This is a genomic window from Levilactobacillus lanxiensis, assembly GCF_016861655.1.
Taxonomy (GTDB): Bacteria; Bacillota; Bacilli; order Lactobacillales; family Lactobacillaceae; genus Levilactobacillus; species Levilactobacillus lanxiensis.
In genome coordinates, this window is the sequence record NZ_BOLN01000007.1 from 133,001 (window position 1) to 151,603 (window position 18,603).

Annotated in this window: 16 protein-coding genes and 1 pseudogene; all 17 read left to right on the top strand. The window is 52.3% G+C overall.

Going from position 1 to position 18,603, the window contains the following annotated elements; all coding sequences use genetic code 11:
* Nucleotides 1-409 precede the first annotated feature (409 nt).
* Nucleotides 410-1,804 (top strand): annotated as a pseudogene (gene murD / locus JUF22_RS09675) (UDP-N-acetylmuramoyl-L-alanine--D-glutamate ligase); the annotation flags it as partial.
* Nucleotides 1,804-2,898, top strand: coding sequence for an undecaprenyldiphospho-muramoylpentapeptide beta-N-acetylglucosaminyltransferase (gene murG / locus JUF22_RS09680; protein WP_125763090.1), 1,095 nt, complete (start codon nucleotides 1,804-1,806; stop codon nucleotides 2,896-2,898). The pseudogene murD and the gene murG, both read left to right, overlap by 1 nt.
* A gap of 714 nt (nucleotides 2,899-3,612) precedes the next feature.
* Nucleotides 3,613-4,470, top strand: a complete 858-nt coding sequence (locus JUF22_RS09685) for a cell division protein FtsQ/DivIB (protein ID WP_203646027.1) — start codon at nucleotides 3,613-3,615, stop codon at nucleotides 4,468-4,470.
* Nucleotides 4,471-4,612: 142 nt separating this feature from the next.
* The gene (gene ftsA, locus JUF22_RS09690; RefSeq protein WP_125763086.1) at nucleotides 4,613-5,947 is read left to right on the top strand and encodes a cell division protein FtsA; all 1,335 of its coding nucleotides are present in this window, start codon (nucleotides 4,613-4,615) and stop codon (nucleotides 5,945-5,947) included.
* Nucleotides 5,948-5,969: 22 nt separating this feature from the next.
* Nucleotides 5,970-7,244 carry a cell division protein FtsZ gene (ftsZ, locus tag JUF22_RS09695; protein ID WP_203646028.1) on the top strand — a complete coding sequence of 425 codons (1,275 nt, stop codon included), beginning with the start codon at nucleotides 5,970-5,972 and terminating at the stop codon, nucleotides 7,242-7,244.
* A gap of 41 nt (nucleotides 7,245-7,285) precedes the next feature.
* On the top strand, nucleotides 7,286-7,723 hold the full coding sequence (locus JUF22_RS09700) for a cell division protein SepF (RefSeq protein WP_203646029.1): 438 nt from the start codon (nucleotides 7,286-7,288) through the stop codon (nucleotides 7,721-7,723).
* Nucleotides 7,724-7,735: 12 nt separating this feature from the next.
* Nucleotides 7,736-8,020 (top strand): YggT family protein, encoded by a 285-nt coding sequence (locus JUF22_RS09705; RefSeq protein WP_125763080.1) that lies wholly within the window; start codon nucleotides 7,736-7,738, stop codon nucleotides 8,018-8,020.
* 18 nt (nucleotides 8,021-8,038) lie between these two features.
* Complete coding sequence (locus JUF22_RS09710; RefSeq protein ID WP_203646030.1) at nucleotides 8,039-8,818, top strand: YlmH family RNA-binding protein; 780 nt, start codon at nucleotides 8,039-8,041, stop codon at nucleotides 8,816-8,818.
* 19 nt (nucleotides 8,819-8,837) lie between these two features.
* Nucleotides 8,838-9,545: a DivIVA domain-containing protein gene (locus JUF22_RS09715; RefSeq protein ID WP_203637263.1), complete on the top strand. Its 708-nt coding sequence runs from the start codon at nucleotides 8,838-8,840 to the stop codon at nucleotides 9,543-9,545.
* 1,029 nt (nucleotides 9,546-10,574) lie between these two features.
* Entirely contained in the window at nucleotides 10,575-10,706 is a 132-nt protein-coding gene (locus JUF22_RS13855) for a hypothetical protein (RefSeq protein ID WP_268890140.1), read from the top strand.
* Nucleotides 10,707-10,918: 212 nt separating this feature from the next.
* Nucleotides 10,919-13,732, top strand: coding sequence for an isoleucine--tRNA ligase (gene ileS / locus JUF22_RS09720; RefSeq protein ID WP_203646031.1), 2,814 nt, complete (start codon nucleotides 10,919-10,921; stop codon nucleotides 13,730-13,732).
* Nucleotides 13,733-13,899: 167 nt separating this feature from the next.
* A complete protein-coding gene (locus JUF22_RS09725; RefSeq protein WP_203646032.1) occupies nucleotides 13,900-14,124 on the top strand; it encodes a cold-shock protein in 225 nt (74 codons plus the stop codon).
* Between the two features lie 2 nt (nucleotides 14,125-14,126).
* The gene (locus JUF22_RS09730; protein ID WP_203646033.1) at nucleotides 14,127-14,669 is read left to right on the top strand and encodes an NUDIX hydrolase; all 543 of its coding nucleotides are present in this window, start codon (nucleotides 14,127-14,129) and stop codon (nucleotides 14,667-14,669) included.
* A 9-nt stretch (nucleotides 14,670-14,678) separates the two neighbouring features.
* Nucleotides 14,679-14,969 carry a hypothetical protein gene (locus JUF22_RS09735; protein ID WP_203646034.1) on the top strand — a complete coding sequence of 97 codons (291 nt, stop codon included), beginning with the start codon at nucleotides 14,679-14,681 and terminating at the stop codon, nucleotides 14,967-14,969.
* Nucleotides 14,970-15,583: 614 nt separating this feature from the next.
* Nucleotides 15,584-16,276 carry a 5'-methylthioadenosine/adenosylhomocysteine nucleosidase gene (locus JUF22_RS09740; RefSeq protein WP_203637267.1) on the top strand — a complete coding sequence of 231 codons (693 nt, stop codon included), beginning with the start codon at nucleotides 15,584-15,586 and terminating at the stop codon, nucleotides 16,274-16,276.
* Between the two features lie 97 nt (nucleotides 16,277-16,373).
* A complete protein-coding gene (locus JUF22_RS09745) occupies nucleotides 16,374-17,498 on the top strand; it encodes a cysteine desulfurase family protein (protein WP_236000759.1) in 1,125 nt (374 codons plus the stop codon).
* A gap of 1 nt (nucleotide 17,499) precedes the next feature.
* Nucleotides 17,500-17,841, top strand: coding sequence for a DUF1831 domain-containing protein (locus tag JUF22_RS09750; protein WP_203646036.1), 342 nt, complete (start codon nucleotides 17,500-17,502; stop codon nucleotides 17,839-17,841).
* Nucleotides 17,842-18,603: the final 762 nt, after the last annotated feature.

The window sequence follows — 18,603 nt, forward strand, 5'->3', positions numbered from 1 at the left end:
GTTGGACAGTTTGCCATCAGAATTGGTTCGCTGCGCCGTATCATTTGCTGGTTAACCCATTTATAGCGGGTAACCAGTCGGGCGTTCATTAGAGAATTGCTGGCATTGATTGGGCTGAACGATTAATTTGGTCAACGCACAATCAAGAGCCGGAGGAGGACAGGACGGAGACGGCTGTGTCGAGGGTGTTAGGCGGCGTTTCTTGCCGGCTTACAGCCTGGGACAACCTTTGAGACGTGGGTGTTTCACGGCTCAAAGTTGAGGTGGGAGCCCGTTTCTCAGGCGGAAACCGGCCCCACAGCAGGCGTAGTCCTGGCAGCCGCAGGCGGCAAATTCACCGCAATCCGGTCCGAAACAAATCTGGTTTAACACAATTAAACAAATTTAAAAACATAAGCATAAGAATGGAGAGCGAACGGTTATTATGAAACAAATCACGACGTATCAAAATAAAAAAGTGTTGGTCCTGGGACTAGCCAAGAGTGGGGTCAATGCGGCGCGCCTATTGAAGCGGCTAGGTGCGCAGGTCACCGTCAGTGATGTCAAACCGTTGGCTGAGAATCAGGATGCGCAGGATCTCCAAGCGGATGGGTTTACCGTGATCACGGGTGAACAAACCGCTGACCTGTTGGATCCGGGTTACGATTACATTGTTAAGAACCCCGGAATCTTCTACGACGTTCCCGTTGTGCAACGGGCGTTGGCCGAAAAGATTCCCGTAATTGGGGAAATGGAATTGGTTGGCGAAGTTGCCGACGCTGAATTGGTGGCCGTGACCGGGAGCAACGGGAAGACTACGACGACCACGATGATTCAAAAGATGTTGGACCGTGACCGGAAGACGGGCAAGGCCGTTTACGCCGGGAACATTGGGATTCCTGCCAGCAAGGTCGTCCAAGAAGTCACGCCGGACGATACGTTGGTCCTGGAAGTTTCTAGTTTCATGTTAGCCGAAACGACTGAATTTCATCCCCACATCGCCGTGCTGACCAACATCTTCTCCAACCATTTGGACTACCACAAAACGCGGGCCAATTACGTGGCTGCCAAGATGAAGATCACCGCAAACCAAACGGAGAAGGATTACTTCGTCGTGAACTTTGACAACACAGAGTGGCGTGACCTGAGCCGCAACACCAAGGCACAAGTTGTGCCGTTCTCCCGGACCAACCAATCCGAGGATGGCGCTTACGAAAAGGATGGCGTGCTGTACTTTAAGGAAGAAGCCATCATGCCCGCCAGTGAAATCAAGGTTCCTGGGGACCACAACGTGGAAAATGCGTTGGCGGCCATTGCTGTGGCCAAAATCAAGGGCGTCAGCACCAGTGCCATTGTGGCCGTGCTGCGGACCTTTGGGGGCGTGCGTCACCGGACCCAGTACGTGTTAGAAGCCGAGGGTCGTCAATACTACAACGATTCCAAGGCAACCGACATGGAAGCCACTGAGATGGCCTTAAAGGGCTTCAGCGCGCCCGTTGTCTTACTGGCAGGGGGCTTGGACCGCGGCTACACCTTTGAAAAGATGCTGCCAGCCTTCAAGGCCCACGTCAAAGCCATCGTCTTGTTTGGCCAAACGGCTGATTTGTTAGCTGAAACGGCTAAGCAAGCGGGAATTTCCACCATTAAAATGACTGAAAACGTTGAAACGGCGGTTCCCGTGGCGTACGATTTAAGTGAACCCGGCGACATCATCCTCTTGTCGCCCGCCAATGCCAGTTGGGATCAATACCCGAACTTTGAGGTCAGAGGTGACCGGTTTATCAAGGCCGTTGAGCAATTAACGGGCAAACAGGAGGAAAAATAATGCGATTAATGGTATCGGGTGGCGGTACCGGGGGCCACATTTACCCGGCGCTGGCGCTTATCAAAGCGTTAAAGAAACGCGAACCAGATTCAGAGGTCATGTACGTGGGTTCTGAACGGGGCTTGGAAAGCACGATTGTGCCGGCCAAGGGCATCCCGTTTCAGGCCACGCGCATCCAAGGTTTCAAGCGTTCGCTGTCCCTAGAAAATTTCAAAACAATCTACTTATTCTTAAAGAGTGTGCACGCCGCTAAGAAAATGATTCGGCAATTCAAGCCGGACGTGGTGGTCGGCACGGGGGGCTATGTCTCCGGTGCTGTGGTTTACGCCGCCGCGCGGTTGCACGTGCCCACGATGATTCACGAACAAAACAGTGTCGTGGGGATTACCAACCGGTTTTTGAGCCGCTACGTGGACCGTATCGCCTACGTGTTTGACGCCGCCCTCGACCAGTTACCCGCTAGCAAAATGGTGAAGACCGGGAATCCCCGGGCCCAGGAAGCTGCGGAGGTGGTCAGCCACTTTAGTTGGTCCGAGTACAAGTTGCAAGACGACGTGCCGACGCTATTGATCTTCGGGGGTTCCCAAGGGGCCCTCAAGATCAACGCTGCCACGGTCGCTGCGATTCCAACGTTTAACCAACGCAAGTACCAAGTGGTCTTCGTGACCGGGCAAAAGCGTTACGACGGCGTCATGGAACAGCTAAAGAACGTTGACGTGGCCGCTAACGTGGTCGTCAAGCCGTACATCAGCAACATGCCAGAGGTCTTGCCCAAGGTCGCCGCAATCGTCGGCCGAGCCGGCGCAACCAGCCTGGCAGAAATCACGGCTGACGGGATACCGTCAATCCTGATTCCTAGTCCGTACGTCACGGCGAACCACCAAACCAAGAACGCGCAATCACTGGCGTCCGTGGGAGCAGCGGAGATCATCACCGAAGAAAACTTAACCGGCGAGACCTTAATTAAAAAGGCCGACCAGTTAATGACCGATGATGGTCTACGCCAAGACATGGCCGCAGCGTCCAAGCAATTAGGCGTCCCAGACGCCGCCGACCGGGTGTTGGACGTTGTTGAAACCCTAAAGCAGGGCTAAACAGCGTGAAACTAGAAAATGAGTGGTCGCATGTCGTTCCTGGCGGTGGGCGCAAGCAGGCCCGCTATGGGGAACGGCGCCAGCCAAAGGGCGGTCTGCCGCCTCGACTTGAGGCCTGAAAAAACGTCAGTCTTCAAGCACGTCCCGTGTTCTAAACTGGGAAAAGCACTCAGCCAAGAACACCGACACAGCGGGCCAGCTTGGCCCACCTCTGGTCACTAAGACGGACGACAATATTTTCTAGTAATAGCGTGTTAGCCTGAAATAAGTCTTCAGGCTGTCTGCATCGGTGTTCGACTGTCGTCAGTCTGATGACTGTTAGGAAAATAACTAGAAGGACTAACGACACAACGGGCTAGTCCAGCACGACATGGACTAAGCAACTGCGGGTTAACCTCGTGTCAGCTGCAGGGATGGTGCGTGAAAACTGAGTGGCAAGTCTGAGTGACCAGAGGCGGATCAAGACACACAGCTGTGTCGATGGTCTTAGCTGAGTGATTTTCTCAGCTTAGAGCATGGGACGACCTTTGAGACCGGTTTTCAGGCTCAAAGTCGAGGTGGAAGCCCGCTTCTTAGGCTGGAACCGGCCCCACAGCAGGGGGTCTTGAATCCGCCGCCGGGAACGGCAGTCACTTGCCGGCTCAGTTTTCACCATCCCGGAGGCGATGACAAAAACAAGTTTAACCCACAAGTAAGGACGGGAGGTGGACGGCCGTGAAGTTTCGGCTGAACCGCAACGAGTCAAAACAACAGCGGGCCATGACGCCATGGGAAGAGTACCAAGCCCAGGCGGAGGCCAAGCGCAAGCAAGCCAACACCCCCAAGTGGGTGCACAAGGCCAAGCGCATCGGGGACAAGTTGCCCCGGCTCAAGCATCAACGCAACCGAAAACTGATTCGGCGGCTGAGCATTCTACTGACGAGCTTTACCGTGGTGATCCTGGCGATGGTGTATCTGCTCTCGCCACTGAGCCATTTTCAAACGGTGCGGGTCACCGGGGCGTCAGCACTCTCGGCCAAACAGGTTCAGCAAGCGACCCGGGTGCGTCCGGGCGATTCAATCTTTCAGGTTGTCGGGCACGAACACCGCCTGCAGCAAAAAGCAGTGGCGCGTAATTCACGACTTAAGGCCGTTGACATTACCTTCCGTCAGCCCAACCGGGTCACGGTTCACGTCACTGAGTTTGCCACGGCGGGCTACGTCATGAAGCAAAATCGTTACTATGAGGTCTTAGAAAATGGTATTGTTAGTCAACAATCGGTTGATCAACCCAAGAGTGGCACGCCGGTCTACGGCCATTTCAAAAAGGCCAAGGCACTTCACCAAATGATCTTGCAATATGCCAAGCTCGATAGTGAAATCAAACGCAGCATCAGTGAGATTCAAGCATCACCGACCAAGGATAACCCCGACCGTGTTCATTTGTTCATGAATGACGGCAACGAGGTGTATGCTAGCATCCCTAGTTTCGCCAAGAAAATGGCCTATTATCCAGGCATTGCGGCCAAGCTGAAACAAAAGGGTGTGGTCAATTTGGAAGTCGGGGCGTACTCGTACCCGTTCAAAAAATAATTTCATTTTGATTGCATTGTATAAAAAGCGTCAATAAGGCTTTTTCAACCCCTAGTAAATGTGGTAAACTGAAAAATAATTAGGAGAAAAAGCGAATTCATGCAGTGTTGATCGATAATTAACTTAGGAGGTTCCTTTTTCTATGGATAATTCAGGGATGTACGTTGGTCTCGATATAGGAACCACCTCAATAAAAGTCATTGTTGCTGAGAATGTTAAAGGGCAAATGAACGTTATTGGTGTGGGAAACGAACGTTCGAATGGGGTCAGCCGCGGTGTCATCGTGGATATTGACAAAGCAGCTGAAGCCATTCAGCGCGCCGTTCGACAAGCCGAAGAGAAGGCCAGCATCGAGATTCATGATGTGATTGTGGGGATTCCCGCAAACTTATTAAAAATTGAACCATGTAGTGGCATGATCGCCATTGACGACCAGTCACGTGAAATCACGGGTCGTGACGTCCGGAGTGTCTCCGCCGCTGCGCTGATCCAGAGCCTACCGCCAGAACGAGAAGTCGTCGACATTTTAGCCGATGAATTCGTCGTTGACGGGTTTGATGGTATCAAGGATCCCCGCGGAATGGTCGGGGTACGCCTCGAACTTCATGGGACCATCTTTACTGGCCCCAAGACCATTATGCACAATACCCGTAAAGCCGTTGAACAAGCCGGCTTGAACCTGCGGGGAACGGTCATCAATCCGATGGCCCAAGGCATGATGGTCATGAACGATGGTGAACAAGACTTTGGGACCATCTTGATCGATTTGGGGGGTGGCCAAGCCACTGCTGCGGTCATTCATGATCACCAATTGAAGTACATCGACGTGGACCAAGAGGGTGGCCAATTCATTACCAAGGATATTTCCGTGGTTCTGAACACCTCCCTGGACAGTGCGGAGAAGTTGAAGCGCGACTACGGTTACGCTGATTCAACGCAGGCCAGCGACGAAGACGAATTTCCCGTTGACGTGGTCGGCCAAAGCCAACCCACGCCAATTTCAGAAAAATACTTAGCGGAGATCATTGAGGCCCGGTTGGACCAGATCTTCAAGCGCCTCCGCGGTAATTTGGATAAGGTGCAAGCCCTTGAATTACCCGGTGGTATCGTGTTAACCGGTGGGGTTGCGGCCTTACCAGGCATTACGGATCTGGCCACGGACGAATTTAACACTAACGTTCGGGTTTACGTGCCAGATCAAATGGGACTGCGTCATCCTTCCTTTACGTTGGCGCTGGCTCTTGTGAAATACTTTGGGGGGCTGAGTGAGATTGATCTGCTCATCAAGAGTGCTTTGACGGGCTCCACCCAACTAGCCGATGAAACCGACGAGATTCGTCAACGTGAACAGGATGCTGAGAACCAACAACAGCAATCTGCTGCGCCACAATCAACTCAGGGTAAGCAAGCGAAACCGAAAAAGAAGAAAAATCGCTCTGAAGGCATTCGAAAGTTCTTCAGCGACTTCTTCGACTAACGCGAGATGGAGGAATACACAAATGGAATACTCACTAGATTCAGCACAAAATAATGGGGCCATCATTAAGGTGATTGGTGTCGGCGGTGGTGGTAACAACGCCGTTAACCGGATGATTGCCGAAGACGTTAAGGGTGTCGAATTTATCGTGGCCAACACGGATGTGCAGGCCCTCGAAGCCTCAAAGGCCGAAACAAAAATTCAACTCGGGCCGAAACTCACCAAGGGTCTTGGTGCCGGGGCTAACCCAGAAGTTGGGGCCAAAGCTGCCGAAGAAAGCGAAGAACAGATCACCGAAGCCTTACAAGGGGCCGACATGGTCTTCGTCACTGCCGGAATGGGCGGGGGTACCGGTAACGGTGCTGCGCCTATCGTGGCTAAAATCGCCAAAGAGGGCGGTGCACTGACGGTTGGGGTTGTTACCCGGCCATTCAGTTTTGAAGGCCCACGGCGGGGTCGTTTCGCCGCTGAAGGGGTTGCCGCAATGAAGGAGAACGTGGACACGTTGATCGTCATTGCCAACAACCGCTTGTTAGAAATCGTTGACAAGAAGACGCCAATGATGGAAGCCTTCCAAGAAGCCGATAACGTCTTACGTCAAGGGGTTCAAGGCATCTCTGACTTGATCACGAGCCCTGGCTACGTTAACTTGGACTTTGCTGATGTGAAGACGGTTATGAAGGACCAAGGGGCAGCCCTGATGGGTATCGGCTCCGCTAACGGTGAAAACCGCACGGAAGACGCAACCAAGAAGGCTATCTCTTCACCACTGCTGGAAGTTTCTATCGATGGGGCCGAACAAGTTCTGTTGAACATCACTGGTGGTCCGGACCTGTCCTTGTTTGAAGCCCAAGCCGCTTCACAAATCGTGTCCGATGCCGCTACTAGCGACGTCAACATCATCTTCGGGACGTCCATTGACGAAGACCTCGGCGATGAAGTTCGGGTCACGGTTATCGCAACGGGGATCGACAAGAAGAAGGAAGAACGCGAAGCTGCACAACACAGCCGCGTTGCCCGTCGTGCCGAAAACCAACAACCTCGGAACACGGATTCTCGTAACGATGCCCCTAGCCAGGAGACTGAAAAGGATCCATTTGGCAACTGGGACATCCGCGAACCCGCGCACCGTCCAGAACCTAAGAGCAGTAACAACACTAGCAGTTCCAACAGTGAATTTGCTGGGGTTGACAAGCCTGATTTCAACATCTTTAACCCGAGTGAAAATGACACCTCGGCAGCAGATGACAACAAGGGCGAAGACACGCCACCATTCTTCAAGCGGCGGCGGAAGTAACGTCTATCAGATAGAATTCGTGTTGAGAGGAGTGGCGCACCATGGCGGAGAAGTTTAGTCTCAGCAAATTTTTTGGCATGAACGATGAATATGACGAAGACTACGAGGACGACCCAACAACGGCTCCGGTAGCCCAGTCGAAGCCAAAGCCAACTACCCCCAGTCGACCGGCCGACAGTCGAAAGGTGGTTGCCATGCGATCTGCAAATACTAGTCACATCGCGATCTGCGAACCGCGAATCTATTCCGATGCGAAGTCGATTGCGAAACAGATTACTGGTGGGGATGCGGTCATCGTTAATTTTGCCCGGGTGGATGAATCCCAAGCCCAACGCATCGTGGATTTCTTAAATGGAACCGCGTTTGCCGTGGGTGGCGAAATCAAACGGATCGGTGAACAGATTTTTCTGTGCACGCCCCACAACTTCGAGGTCAGCGGCGATGTTGCCGCCAACCTCGGGACTCAAGTCACACAATAAAGGAGCAACGCCGTGATACAATTTGTCCTTTTGCTATTTAAAGTCTTGAACTGGGCCGTTAGCGCGTACATCCTGTTGATTGTGGTGTATGCCTTGCTCAGTTGGCTCCCTGGTGGCTATCAGTCAAAATTTGGTCAAATCATTGGCCGACTCGTCGAACCGTTCCTCCACTACTTTGATTTTGTATCGGTGGGACCACTCGGGTTCGGGCCAGTGGTGGCCATCATCGTCCTCACGTTGGTCCAATACGGACTGTCAGGACTAGAGTCGATGATTCTTAGATTATTATTTACATGAAAATAGGAGGCGAAGAAGTTGGATGAGAATGTGCTACAGCATTTTCGGCCGGACGAAGCCCCGCTGATTGACGCAATTGGCGGCTGGATTCAACAAGTCCAAGACGAATATCGCCCCGTTCTCACGCACTTCTTGAACCCCCGGCAAGTGTACATTGCGTCCACCTTGGCCCGTCGAGCAGACATGCACGTCCGGTTCAGTGGGGGCCACGAACACGCTGAAATGCAGCGGGCGCTGTTTTACCCGGATTACTACGAACCAGAACCGAAGGACTTTGAGCTGACGGTCCTGCGTGTCGACTATCCCGTAAAATTTGCCACGCTTCATCACAGTCAGATTCTAGGCACGTTGCTGGGTTCAGGCATTGAGCGTGAAATCCTCGGGGATATTCTCACCGATGGCCTGAACTGGCAGGTAATCACGGAAAGTAGCATGGCGGATTACCTGTTAGGCCAGGTCGATCACATCGGCCGGGTCAAGGCACGGTTGCAGGAAGAGTCTTGGAACAACTTACTGGTTCCCATGAATGAGTGGGAGACCGAGGGGGCGACGCTGTCGTCACTGCGGTTAGATAACATCGTGGGAACGGGCTTTCATTTGTCCCGGCACCGCGCCAAGGAACTGATCGAAGGGGGCAAGGTCCGGTTGAACTGGGCCGAGACTCTGAAACCAGATTTCGAACTAGACGTGGCGGACATCGTGTCCGTGCGCGGCTTTGGCCGGATTCGGCTGGATGAAGTCGGTGGTCGAACGAAGAAGGAAAAAATTCGGGTCACCCTAGCGGTGCTGCAGAAATAGATGCGGAGGGAACAGTGCAATGGTATTAAGTCCATTAGATATTCACAATAAAGAGTTTGGCACAAAGATGCGCGGTTACAACGTTGATGAGGTCAATGATTTCTTGGATCAAGTCATCAAGGATTACCAAATTACGTTGAACCACAACAAAGAATTAGAGGAACAACTGGATGCTGCGAACGAGAAGCTCAAGTACTTTAACGACTTGAAGGATTCCCTGAACCAATCCATCTTGGTTGCGCAAGAGGCCGCCGATAAGGTCAAGGCCAACTCCCAAAAGGAATCTGAGATTATCATTCGCGAAGCCCAGAAGCAAAGCTCCGACATCGTTTCTGAAGCCACGAACAAGGGTAACCAGATCATGAATGAAGCTTCCAAGCGCGCCAAGAAGCTGGCCGTCGAAACCGACGACTTGAAGAAGAGCACGCGGGTCTTCCGGCAACGGCTGCAAGTCATGCTGGAAAGCCAGTTGGAAGTGGTCAAGTCTAACGACTGGGACAGCCTGTTAAAGGAAGGGTCCATGTCCAGCTACGAAGAAATCAAGAAGGTCGTTGGTGACCGGCTTGACAACGAAGGGCCTCAGGGCGTACACTCAGAAGCATCCCAACCGGTTGAAGAGACGCCGGTAACGGAAGCCCCTGTGACCGATAGTGGGGACGACAATGGTGAAACCGTTGTGATTTTCCCAGACAACGACCAACCACAGTTTGACAAAGATAATAATTAAGCACTGAGAAAAGAACCCCTCAAAAAGAAGGTACTAGCGAGTTAGCGATGGTGGAAGGCTAACGCCCGCTCTTTTTGTCCGGTATCATTCCCAAAGCTCCACGGCTGAACTTGTAGTAAGCGGTGGCGTTCACGACACGTTACGTTGTTTGAGGGTGGGGTGCGTTTGCCGTTTTGGCTGCGCGGCCTGCTAAATTTGGGTGGTACCACGAAAACGACTTCGTCCCTAGCGGCAAGTCGTTTTTTGTTTGCTCTTTTCTGTTGGTCGTTGGTTTGCGCTCCCGGCGGTGGTCCTTTGCTCCCCACGCTGTGGGGCCCGCTTCCAGCCTGAGGGGCGGTCTTCCAGCTCGCTTTGAAGCCACGAAAATCACGTGTCTTCAAAGTCGTCCCATGCTCTAACTCGGGTGGGAAACCCCGAGTAAGACCATCGACACAGCGTGGTCCGCAAAACCACCTCTGGTCGCTCACAACGGCCAACCGAAAGGCAAACAAGCACTTGGTTTTGTATGGTGTTGACTGTCGCTCCCGGCGGTAATCTTTACTCCCCACGCTGTGGGGCCCGCTTCCAGCCTGAGAGGCGGTCTTCCAGCTCGCTTTGGAGCCACGAAAAGCACGTGTCTTCAAAGTCGGCCCATGCTCTAACTCGGGTGAGAGACCCCGAGTAAGACCATCGACACAGCGTGGTCCGCAAAGTTACCTCTGGTCGCTTAGGTTAGTGGTGTCAGTGTTAATTTGTTTTGCTGGCCAATCACTATTTTCTGTAGTGAATGCAGCTTCACTGCTTTACTTGACCGGTAATACTGGGTTTACAGTCACAACTCGTCTTAGCCGAGAGGGGCGTGAAAATGGACTCAGCCGGTGGATTTCCTGAGGTTTCCTCAGGAAATGGCGACTTTGAAACTCGGTTCTCAGAGGTTCAAAGCGAGCTTGAAGACCGTTCTATGGCTTCAAGCGTCCTGCCACCAGCGTTCCGGTCCATTTTCACGCCCCGGCAGGCGGAAGGCAAAGACTAGTCAAAGGTCTGAACGCAGTGAATTCAATGTCATTGGTCAAGCTGACCGGTAACGCTGGGTTAATCGCAATCGTCCATGTAGCCGATAGTGGAGCCGGCATTGGGAGCCTAGCCGTGTCGTTATGCTTGGCGGTTTACCGCTTAGCATAAGGGTGCTTCTGGAGACCGCTTCTCAGGCTTCAGAACGCCCCATGGCTAGAGCTCCCGGGGCTGGCGCAACGGTAGGCGGAAGGCAAAGACCAGTCGAAGGTTTTAACGCAATGATAATTAACGGTCGGGTTGACCGGTGAGCTGAGGTCGGGGGACGGCTTGAGCTCACCGGTTCACCAACCGAGGAACAAATTTTAAGGAGGAAATACGGTATGCGAGTGAAAGACACGCTGAACTTGGGTAAGACCAAGTTTAAGATGCGCGGTAATTTACCAGTCAAAGAAGTTGACCGGCAAAAAGCCTGGGCAGACAACAAGATTTACGAAGCCCGTCAAAAGTTAAACGAAGGGAAGCCATCATTTATTTTACATGATGGACCGCCATACGCGAACGGCCCAATCCACATGGGTCATGCGATGAACAAGATTTCTAAGGATATCATTGTTCGTTACAAGTCCATGAATGGGTTCCGTGCCCCTTACGTTCCCGGCTGGGATACGCATGGTCTGCCAATTGAACAACAGTTGACGAAGGCCGGTTACGATCGCAAGAAGATGTCCACCGCTGAGTTCCGTGACCTCTGTCGCGACTACGCGTTGAAGCAAGTTGACTTACAACGCGATGGTTTCAAACGGCTGGGTGTTGCTGCCGAATGGGACAATCCTTACCTGACCTTGAAACCAGAATTCGAGGCCGCTGAAGTCCGCGTCTTTGGTGAATTTGCCAAGCGTGGGTTGATCTACAAGGGTAAGAAGCCCGTTTACTGGTCATGGTCATCCGAATCTGCTATGGCTGAAGCCGAAGTGGAATACCACGATGTAACGTCACCATCCGCTTTCTACGGCGAAAAGGTCGTTGACGGCAAGGGTGTCTTAGACGATGACACTTACCTGGTTGTCTGGACCACGACGCCTTGGACGATTCCTGGTTCTGAAGGGATCACCATCGATGCCGGTATCGAATACGCCGTTGTTCAACCCGCTGGGGAAGACCGGAAATTCGTTTTGGCTAGCGACTTAGTGGCTGAAAATGCCGAACGTTTCGGTTGGGAAGACGTTAAAGTCTTGAAGACCGTTATGGGTCAAGACATGGACAACATCATTGCCCAACACCCATTCATCGCTGACCGCAAGCTGGTTGTGATGTTAGGTGACTTCGTGACGACTGAAACGGGGACTGGTCTGGTTCATACCGCACCAGGTTTAGGGGAAGACGACTTTAACGTCGGCAAGCTCTACAACCTGCCCGTGTTAGTGCCCGTTAACGACCAAGGATACATGACCGCCGAAGCCGGCGAAGACTTTGAGGGTGTCTTCTACGAGGATGCCAACAAGATTGCCTTGGATAAGTTAAAGGCCAACAACGCCTTACTGAACTACATGCCATATGAACATAGTTACCCATTTGACTGGCGGACCAAGAAGCCCGTTATCTTCCGGGCAACGCCACAATGGTTTGCATCCGTGGACAAGATCCGTGACGAAATCTTGGCTTCCTTACAAGACGTTAAGTTCCAACCGGATTGGGGCAAGCGTCGTTTGGAAAATATGATCAAGGACCGTGGCGACTGGGTCATCTCCCGTCAACGGGTCTGGGGTGTGCCACTGCCAATCTTCTATGGTGAAGACGGCGAGGCTATCATCACGCCAGAAACGGTCGACCACGTGGCTGACTTATTTGGTAAGTACGGGTCCAACATCTGGTTCAAGCGTGAAGCCAAGGACCTCTTGCCCGAAGGCTTTACCAGCGAACACTCACCAAATGGCGAATTCACGAAGGAAAACGACATCATGGATGTTTGGTTTGACTCCGGTTCGTCTCACCAGGGTGTGCTGGCCGAACGCGACTACCTGGATTTCCCAGCTGACCTTTACCTGGAAGGTTCCGACCAATACCGTGGCTGGTTCAACTCTAGTTTGATCACCAGTGTTGCCGCTACTGGTAAGGCGCCTTACAAGCAGGTCGTCTCACAAGGGTTCACGTTGGACAAAGATGGGCACAAGATGTCCAAGTCCATCGGGAACACGATTGCGCCTAGTGAAATCATCCAGAAGATGGGTGCCGACATCGTGCGTCTCTGGGTAACCTCCGTGGATACCTCAGCCGACGTCCGGGTCTCAACGGAATCCTTCGTGAAGATTTCCGACAGCTACAAGAAGCTGCGGAACACGATGCGTTACCTGTTGGCCAACACCAGCGACTTTGATCCTGAAAAGGATGCGGTTGCCTTTGATCAGCTGACTGCCGTTGACCGGCACATGCTGTACCAACTGAATGAATTCACCAAGAGCGTCAAGGCCCACTACAACAACTTTGACTTCCTGAATATCTACAAGGAACTCATCAACTTTGTTGTCAGCGACCTGTCTGCGTTCTACCTCGACTTTGCCAAGGATGTCCTGTACATCGAGGCCGAAGACAGTGCTGCGCGTCGTTCGATGCAGACCGTCTTCTACCAAATTGCCGTGACCTTGACCAAGTTGATCACGCCAATCCTGCCACACACCGCCGAAGAAATCTGGGACTTCCTGAAAGAACCAGAAGACTTCGTGCAATTGGCTGAAATGCCTGCTGTGATGGACATGGATGACGCCGTTGAAGTCGAAGACGACGAACACAAATCCGCTTGGGACCACTTTATGGACCTGCGGAGCCACGTGTTGAAGGCTTTGGAAGAAGCGCGTGACGCCAAGTTGATCGGGAAGGCCGCTGAAGCCCACCTGGACTTGTACGTGGATGACGCCACTCAAAACCTCTTGGACAAGCTGAACGTGAACGTTCAACAAATCCTCTTGGTTTCCGGTTTAGACGTTGCGAAGTTGGACCAAGCCCCAGCTGACGCCTTGAGCTTTGGCGACATGGCCGTTAAGGTCTCCGCCGCTGCCGGTGAGGTCTGTGACCGTTGTCGGTTGACCAAGGAAGACGTTGGTAGCGATGCTGACTACCCACACTTCTGTGCCCGTTGTGCTGCTATCGTTCGGGCCAACTACCCTGAAACGGCAACTGAAGGTTTTGAAGAAAAATAAGCTTAACCGCTAATTTTAAAAGTCCCATCACTGGCATGCCGTCGGTGGTGGGGCTTTTTTAGGTAAAATTTGGTGAACCGAGTGCCGGACCGTACCGCCTAAGAACCATTGTTTGCGGTCGACCGTTCAAGCGAGTATAATTTGCACTATGTATGGGAGGGAACACGATGTTAACTGGAAAAGTAAAGAGTTACAATGAACAACGCGGTTTTGGCTTCATCACCACGCCCGCAGACGGCGACATCTTCGTGTACTACACGGCCATCGTCGGGGAAGGGTTCAAAAAGTTAGAAGCTGGTCAGACCGTGCAATTTGTGATTGTTCAAGGCATGCGTGGCCTCCAAGCGGCAAAGGTAACGCCCGTTGTGACGGGTAGTACTGAGGAGGCTTAGGCATGGACTTAGAAGAGCACGTTGAATCGACCGAGGAACTGTATGACGGTGTGATCGTGAAGCTGGAACGTCAGCGGGTCCGCCTACCAAATGGGGATACGGCTTCGAGAGAAATTGTGCGTCACGCGGGTGCCGTGGGCATTTTAGCGTTGACGGATGATCATAAAATGATTTTGGAACGGCAATGGCGCGCGCCCATCGCAGCGGCCACGTTGGAAATTCCAGCTGGTAAATTAGACAGCCGGGACGCTGATAACGTGGAACATGCAGTGATGCGCGAGCTCAACGAAGAAATTCGTTACCAACCGGGCCAGTTAAAACGGATTACCGGATTTTATTCTAGCGTCGGTTTTTCTGATGAATACATGACGCTCTTTTTGGCGACTGATTTGAAACCCGTCACGACCGAATTACCCCGGGACCAAGGAGAAAACTTGGAACTGTTGACGGTGACCAAGGAAGAAGCCCAGGCCATGATTGACCGCGGCGAAATCAGCGACGCGAAGACAATTACGGCCATCTATTACTGGTTATTACAGAAGTAGGTGACAGCAATGCGTTCAGACGATGAACAAGATAGTCCGAAGACCCGCGCCGATTACCGACGGGAGCAGGAGCGTGCTGAGCAAGAATTCCAGGAACGCGACCGCAAACGGGTGCAAGTCGAAAAGGAATATGCCCGCACGCACGGTGGCGAAACGCCCAGTGACGACGAGCCCACTGAACAACGGGTCAATCCCGTGGACAGCAAACAGCAACGGCTAGGACGACGGCTCAATTGGGCGATCTTCTGGCTGGTGCTTTTGATTATTGCGGTTTACCTCATCCTCTTCTTCCTCGACTAAGCTTTAACTTGCTTTGCCGCCGACAGCTGGCAAGCCCGCCACCCTGTGGGGCAACCCCTGAAGCCTGAGAAGCGGTCTTCAGAGGCGCTTTGAACCTCGAAAGTCACGAGTTTCAAAGTCGTCCCGTGCTGTAAGGCCGGGAAAATCACCCGACCAAACAGCACCGACACAGGGTTCTGGGCTTACCAGCTTTACGGCTAAGACAGGTTAAAGCCACCGGTTTCTGGTGGTTGGTTTGTAGGAGTGAGTTAAGGTGTGAGTGAGGCTAGGCTAACAGGGATGAGGCTGTGTATTTATATGGAATATACCATCTCACCTTTTAAAATTAATGGATAGTAGTGACTCGCAATCACTGGTGTCGGGTTAAACCGGTGTGAGCCGTGAGGGCAGTGAAAATGGGCTCAGCCGGGGGATTTTCCAAGGGTTTTACTTGGAAAATGGCGACTTTGAAACGCGTTTTTGGCGGTTCAAAGCGAGTCTGAAGACCGCTTTTTGGCTTCAGGCGTCCTGCCCCCAGCGTTCCGGCCCATTTTCACTGCCCGGTAAGGCGCCATCACCCGTAGTTTAACCCGTAAAACAATGTAAGACAAAACGAATAGGAGTGGACACACAATATGACATTTGGTATTCTCTGCGCCATGGAAGAAGAAATTAAAGAACTGCACGAAGCTCTGGAAAACGCTCAAACCACGAGCATTCACGGCTTGGAATTTTATCAAGGCACGATTCATGGGCAATCCGTTGTCCTGGTTCGTTCCGGTATTGGTAAAGTTGAAGCCGGCTTGACCACGGCACTGTTGATCACCCAATTTGACGTCGATATCGTTATCAACTCGGGTTCAGCCGGTGCCTTGGCACCTGACCTGAACATCGGTGACGTGGTCGTTTCCACCGAAACGGCTTACCATGATGCCGACGCCCGGGCCTTTGGCTACGAATACGGCCAATTGCCCCAACAGCCAGCGCGGTTTGAAGCGTCCAAAGAATGGGGCGAAAAGATCGTGGCGGCCGCTGCGGATACCGGTTTGAAGACAAAATTAGGCCTGATTGTTTCCGGTGACCAATTCTTGAATAGTCCTGAAACCATTAAGGACATTATGGGTCACTTCCCAGATGCTTTGTCTGGTGAAATGGAAGGGGCCGCTGTTGGTCAAGTGGCGCATCAATTTGACGTGCCATACGTGGTCGTTCGGGCCATGTCCGACAACGCCGACAACGATTCCGGCGTAAACTTTGACGACTTTATTATTGACGCGGGGCACCGCTCTGCACAAATGTTATTAGCCTTGTTAGCAGCACAGAACTAACTCGGCTCTTCAGGAGGTTTTTAGGGTGCAAGAGATTCACATTGATAACAGTAATGCCGTCCGGGAAATCTACCTGGACAACGCCGCCACCACACCGATGGCGCCAGAGGTTTTAAATGAAATGGTCGACAAGATGGCTAACGTGTACGGCAACGCCTCAACCCTGTATGGTTTGGGTCGGCAAGCACACACGGTCATGGAAAACAGTCGCCAGGTGATCGCCAAAAGCATCAATGCGGCTCACGATGAAGAAATCATCTTCACCAGTGGTGGGAGTGAAAGTGACAACACGGCCATTACCCAAACCGCGTTGACGCGTCAATCCTTAGGCAAACACATCATTACCACCGAGATTGAACACGAAGCCGTGCTCCGGCCGTTACATGCGTTGGAGGAACAAGGCTTTGACGTGACCTATTTGCCAGTCGACGAACAGGGACGCATCAGCCTGGACGACTTCAAGGCAGCCTTGCGTGATGACACGATTCTGGTGACCATCATGATGGGGAACAACGAAGTCGGCAGTCGCATGCCGATTCACGAAATTGGGGAGATTTTAAAGGACCATCAAGCGTGGTTCCACACCGATGCCGTGCAGGCTTACGGGTCACTCGACATCGACGTGCAACGCGACCACATCGACATGCTCTCGACGTCCGCGCACAAGATCAACGGACCCAAGATGATTGGCTTCCTGTACAAACGTGAAGGCGTGAACTTCCCCAGCTTGATCAAGGGTGGCGACCAGGAAGAGAAGCGGCGTGCGGGGACGGAAAATGTGCCCGCCATCGCTGGGATGGCCGTGGCCGCTAAGCTGTTGACGCCGGAAGTGAAGGCTGAAAAGCGGGCCCGGTTCCACGGTTTCAAGCAACAGGTCGTTGACGGTCTGACCAAAAATGGCGTGGACTTTGCCATCAACGGCTCACTGGAAGGCGAGAACCTGGAGCACGTCTTAAACATCTGGATCAAGGGAATCTCAACCTACGTGATGCAAACCAACCTGGACTTGGCGGGCATCGCCGTTTCTGGGGGATCTGCCTGCACGGCCGGGTCAATCGAACCATCACATGTGTTGACCGCCATGTTTGGCGCCGACAGTCCCCGCATTGCGGAGTCGATTCGGTTATCCTTTGGTTCACAAACGACGAGCGACGACATTGACGCGTTCATTAAGAACGTTAGTGCCATCGTGAAGCGACTTTCAAAGAACGAGGTGAAGTAACATGTTATTTGAAAAAGAAATGAAAATCACGGGTGACACGGATACTTACGAATTGCACCCAAATATTAAGGCTTACGCGTTGAAGGACGTGGGTTTCCAAGTCTCCAACGCCGGTAACTACACGCTGGAACGGTCAGTTGACCCAACGTCCCCTTATAACAAGAACCAAATGTTAAAGGTCGTCGTGGCCAAGGACCTCAGCGGGTTCAAGATGTCCACGACCAACGCCTCCGGTAACGCCCGCGTCAACATTTTCAAGGGCACCCACGCCGAGGGTAACGTGGAACAGTATCATTTCATTCTGCAAAACCTGATTGACCGGGAAATTTTACAGAAGAAGTAAAGCATCTAACGTGGTTCTCTCCGGAGAGCCACTTTTTTTTCGAAAAAAATTAAGTTGGTGGGAAAGGGTTGTTCCCGGCGGCGAATTCAAGATGCCCTGCTGTGGGGCACGACTCCGGCCTGAGAAGCGGTCCTACGTCTCGTCTTGAAGCCTCGCAAAGCCCACGAGTTTCCAAGGTCGTCCCATGCTCTAGGCTGAGTGAAGGAACCTCAGCCAAGACCATCGACACAGCAGGTCACCTTGATTCGCCTCTGGTCACTCATGGTAGTTGTTGAATTTTAGCGAGGTGAACGTAGATTTGCATGTGGGTGTAGTTTGGTTGGGTGACTTAAATTCTTTATGTAGTAAGTAAGGGATAGTGAGTTGGCGGAGCGTCAATTCTCGGTCAATCCAAACGCCTCAATTCTGTCCGATAATAAACATACATGCTAAACTGTTGATTATAAGAACGAGGTTCGCTATCATGACAGTAATGGCAGTCAAATTGTTGATACTTAGCTGGTCTCAAACGTGCAATCAATCAGATGGTTGAGGGCAGACACGATTACAGGCAGGATTATTATTGTCTAAGGAACAGTCAACTGAGGGCTACCATGTCAGTAACCAGAGGTAGATCAAGATGAACAGCTGTGTCGATGGTCTAAGCTGAGTGATTTACTCTCAGCTTAGAGCATGGGGGCGACCTTTGAGACCGCACTGTGGCTCAAAGTCGAGGTGGAAGCCCGTTTCTCAGGCTGGAACCGACCCCACAGCAGGGCATCT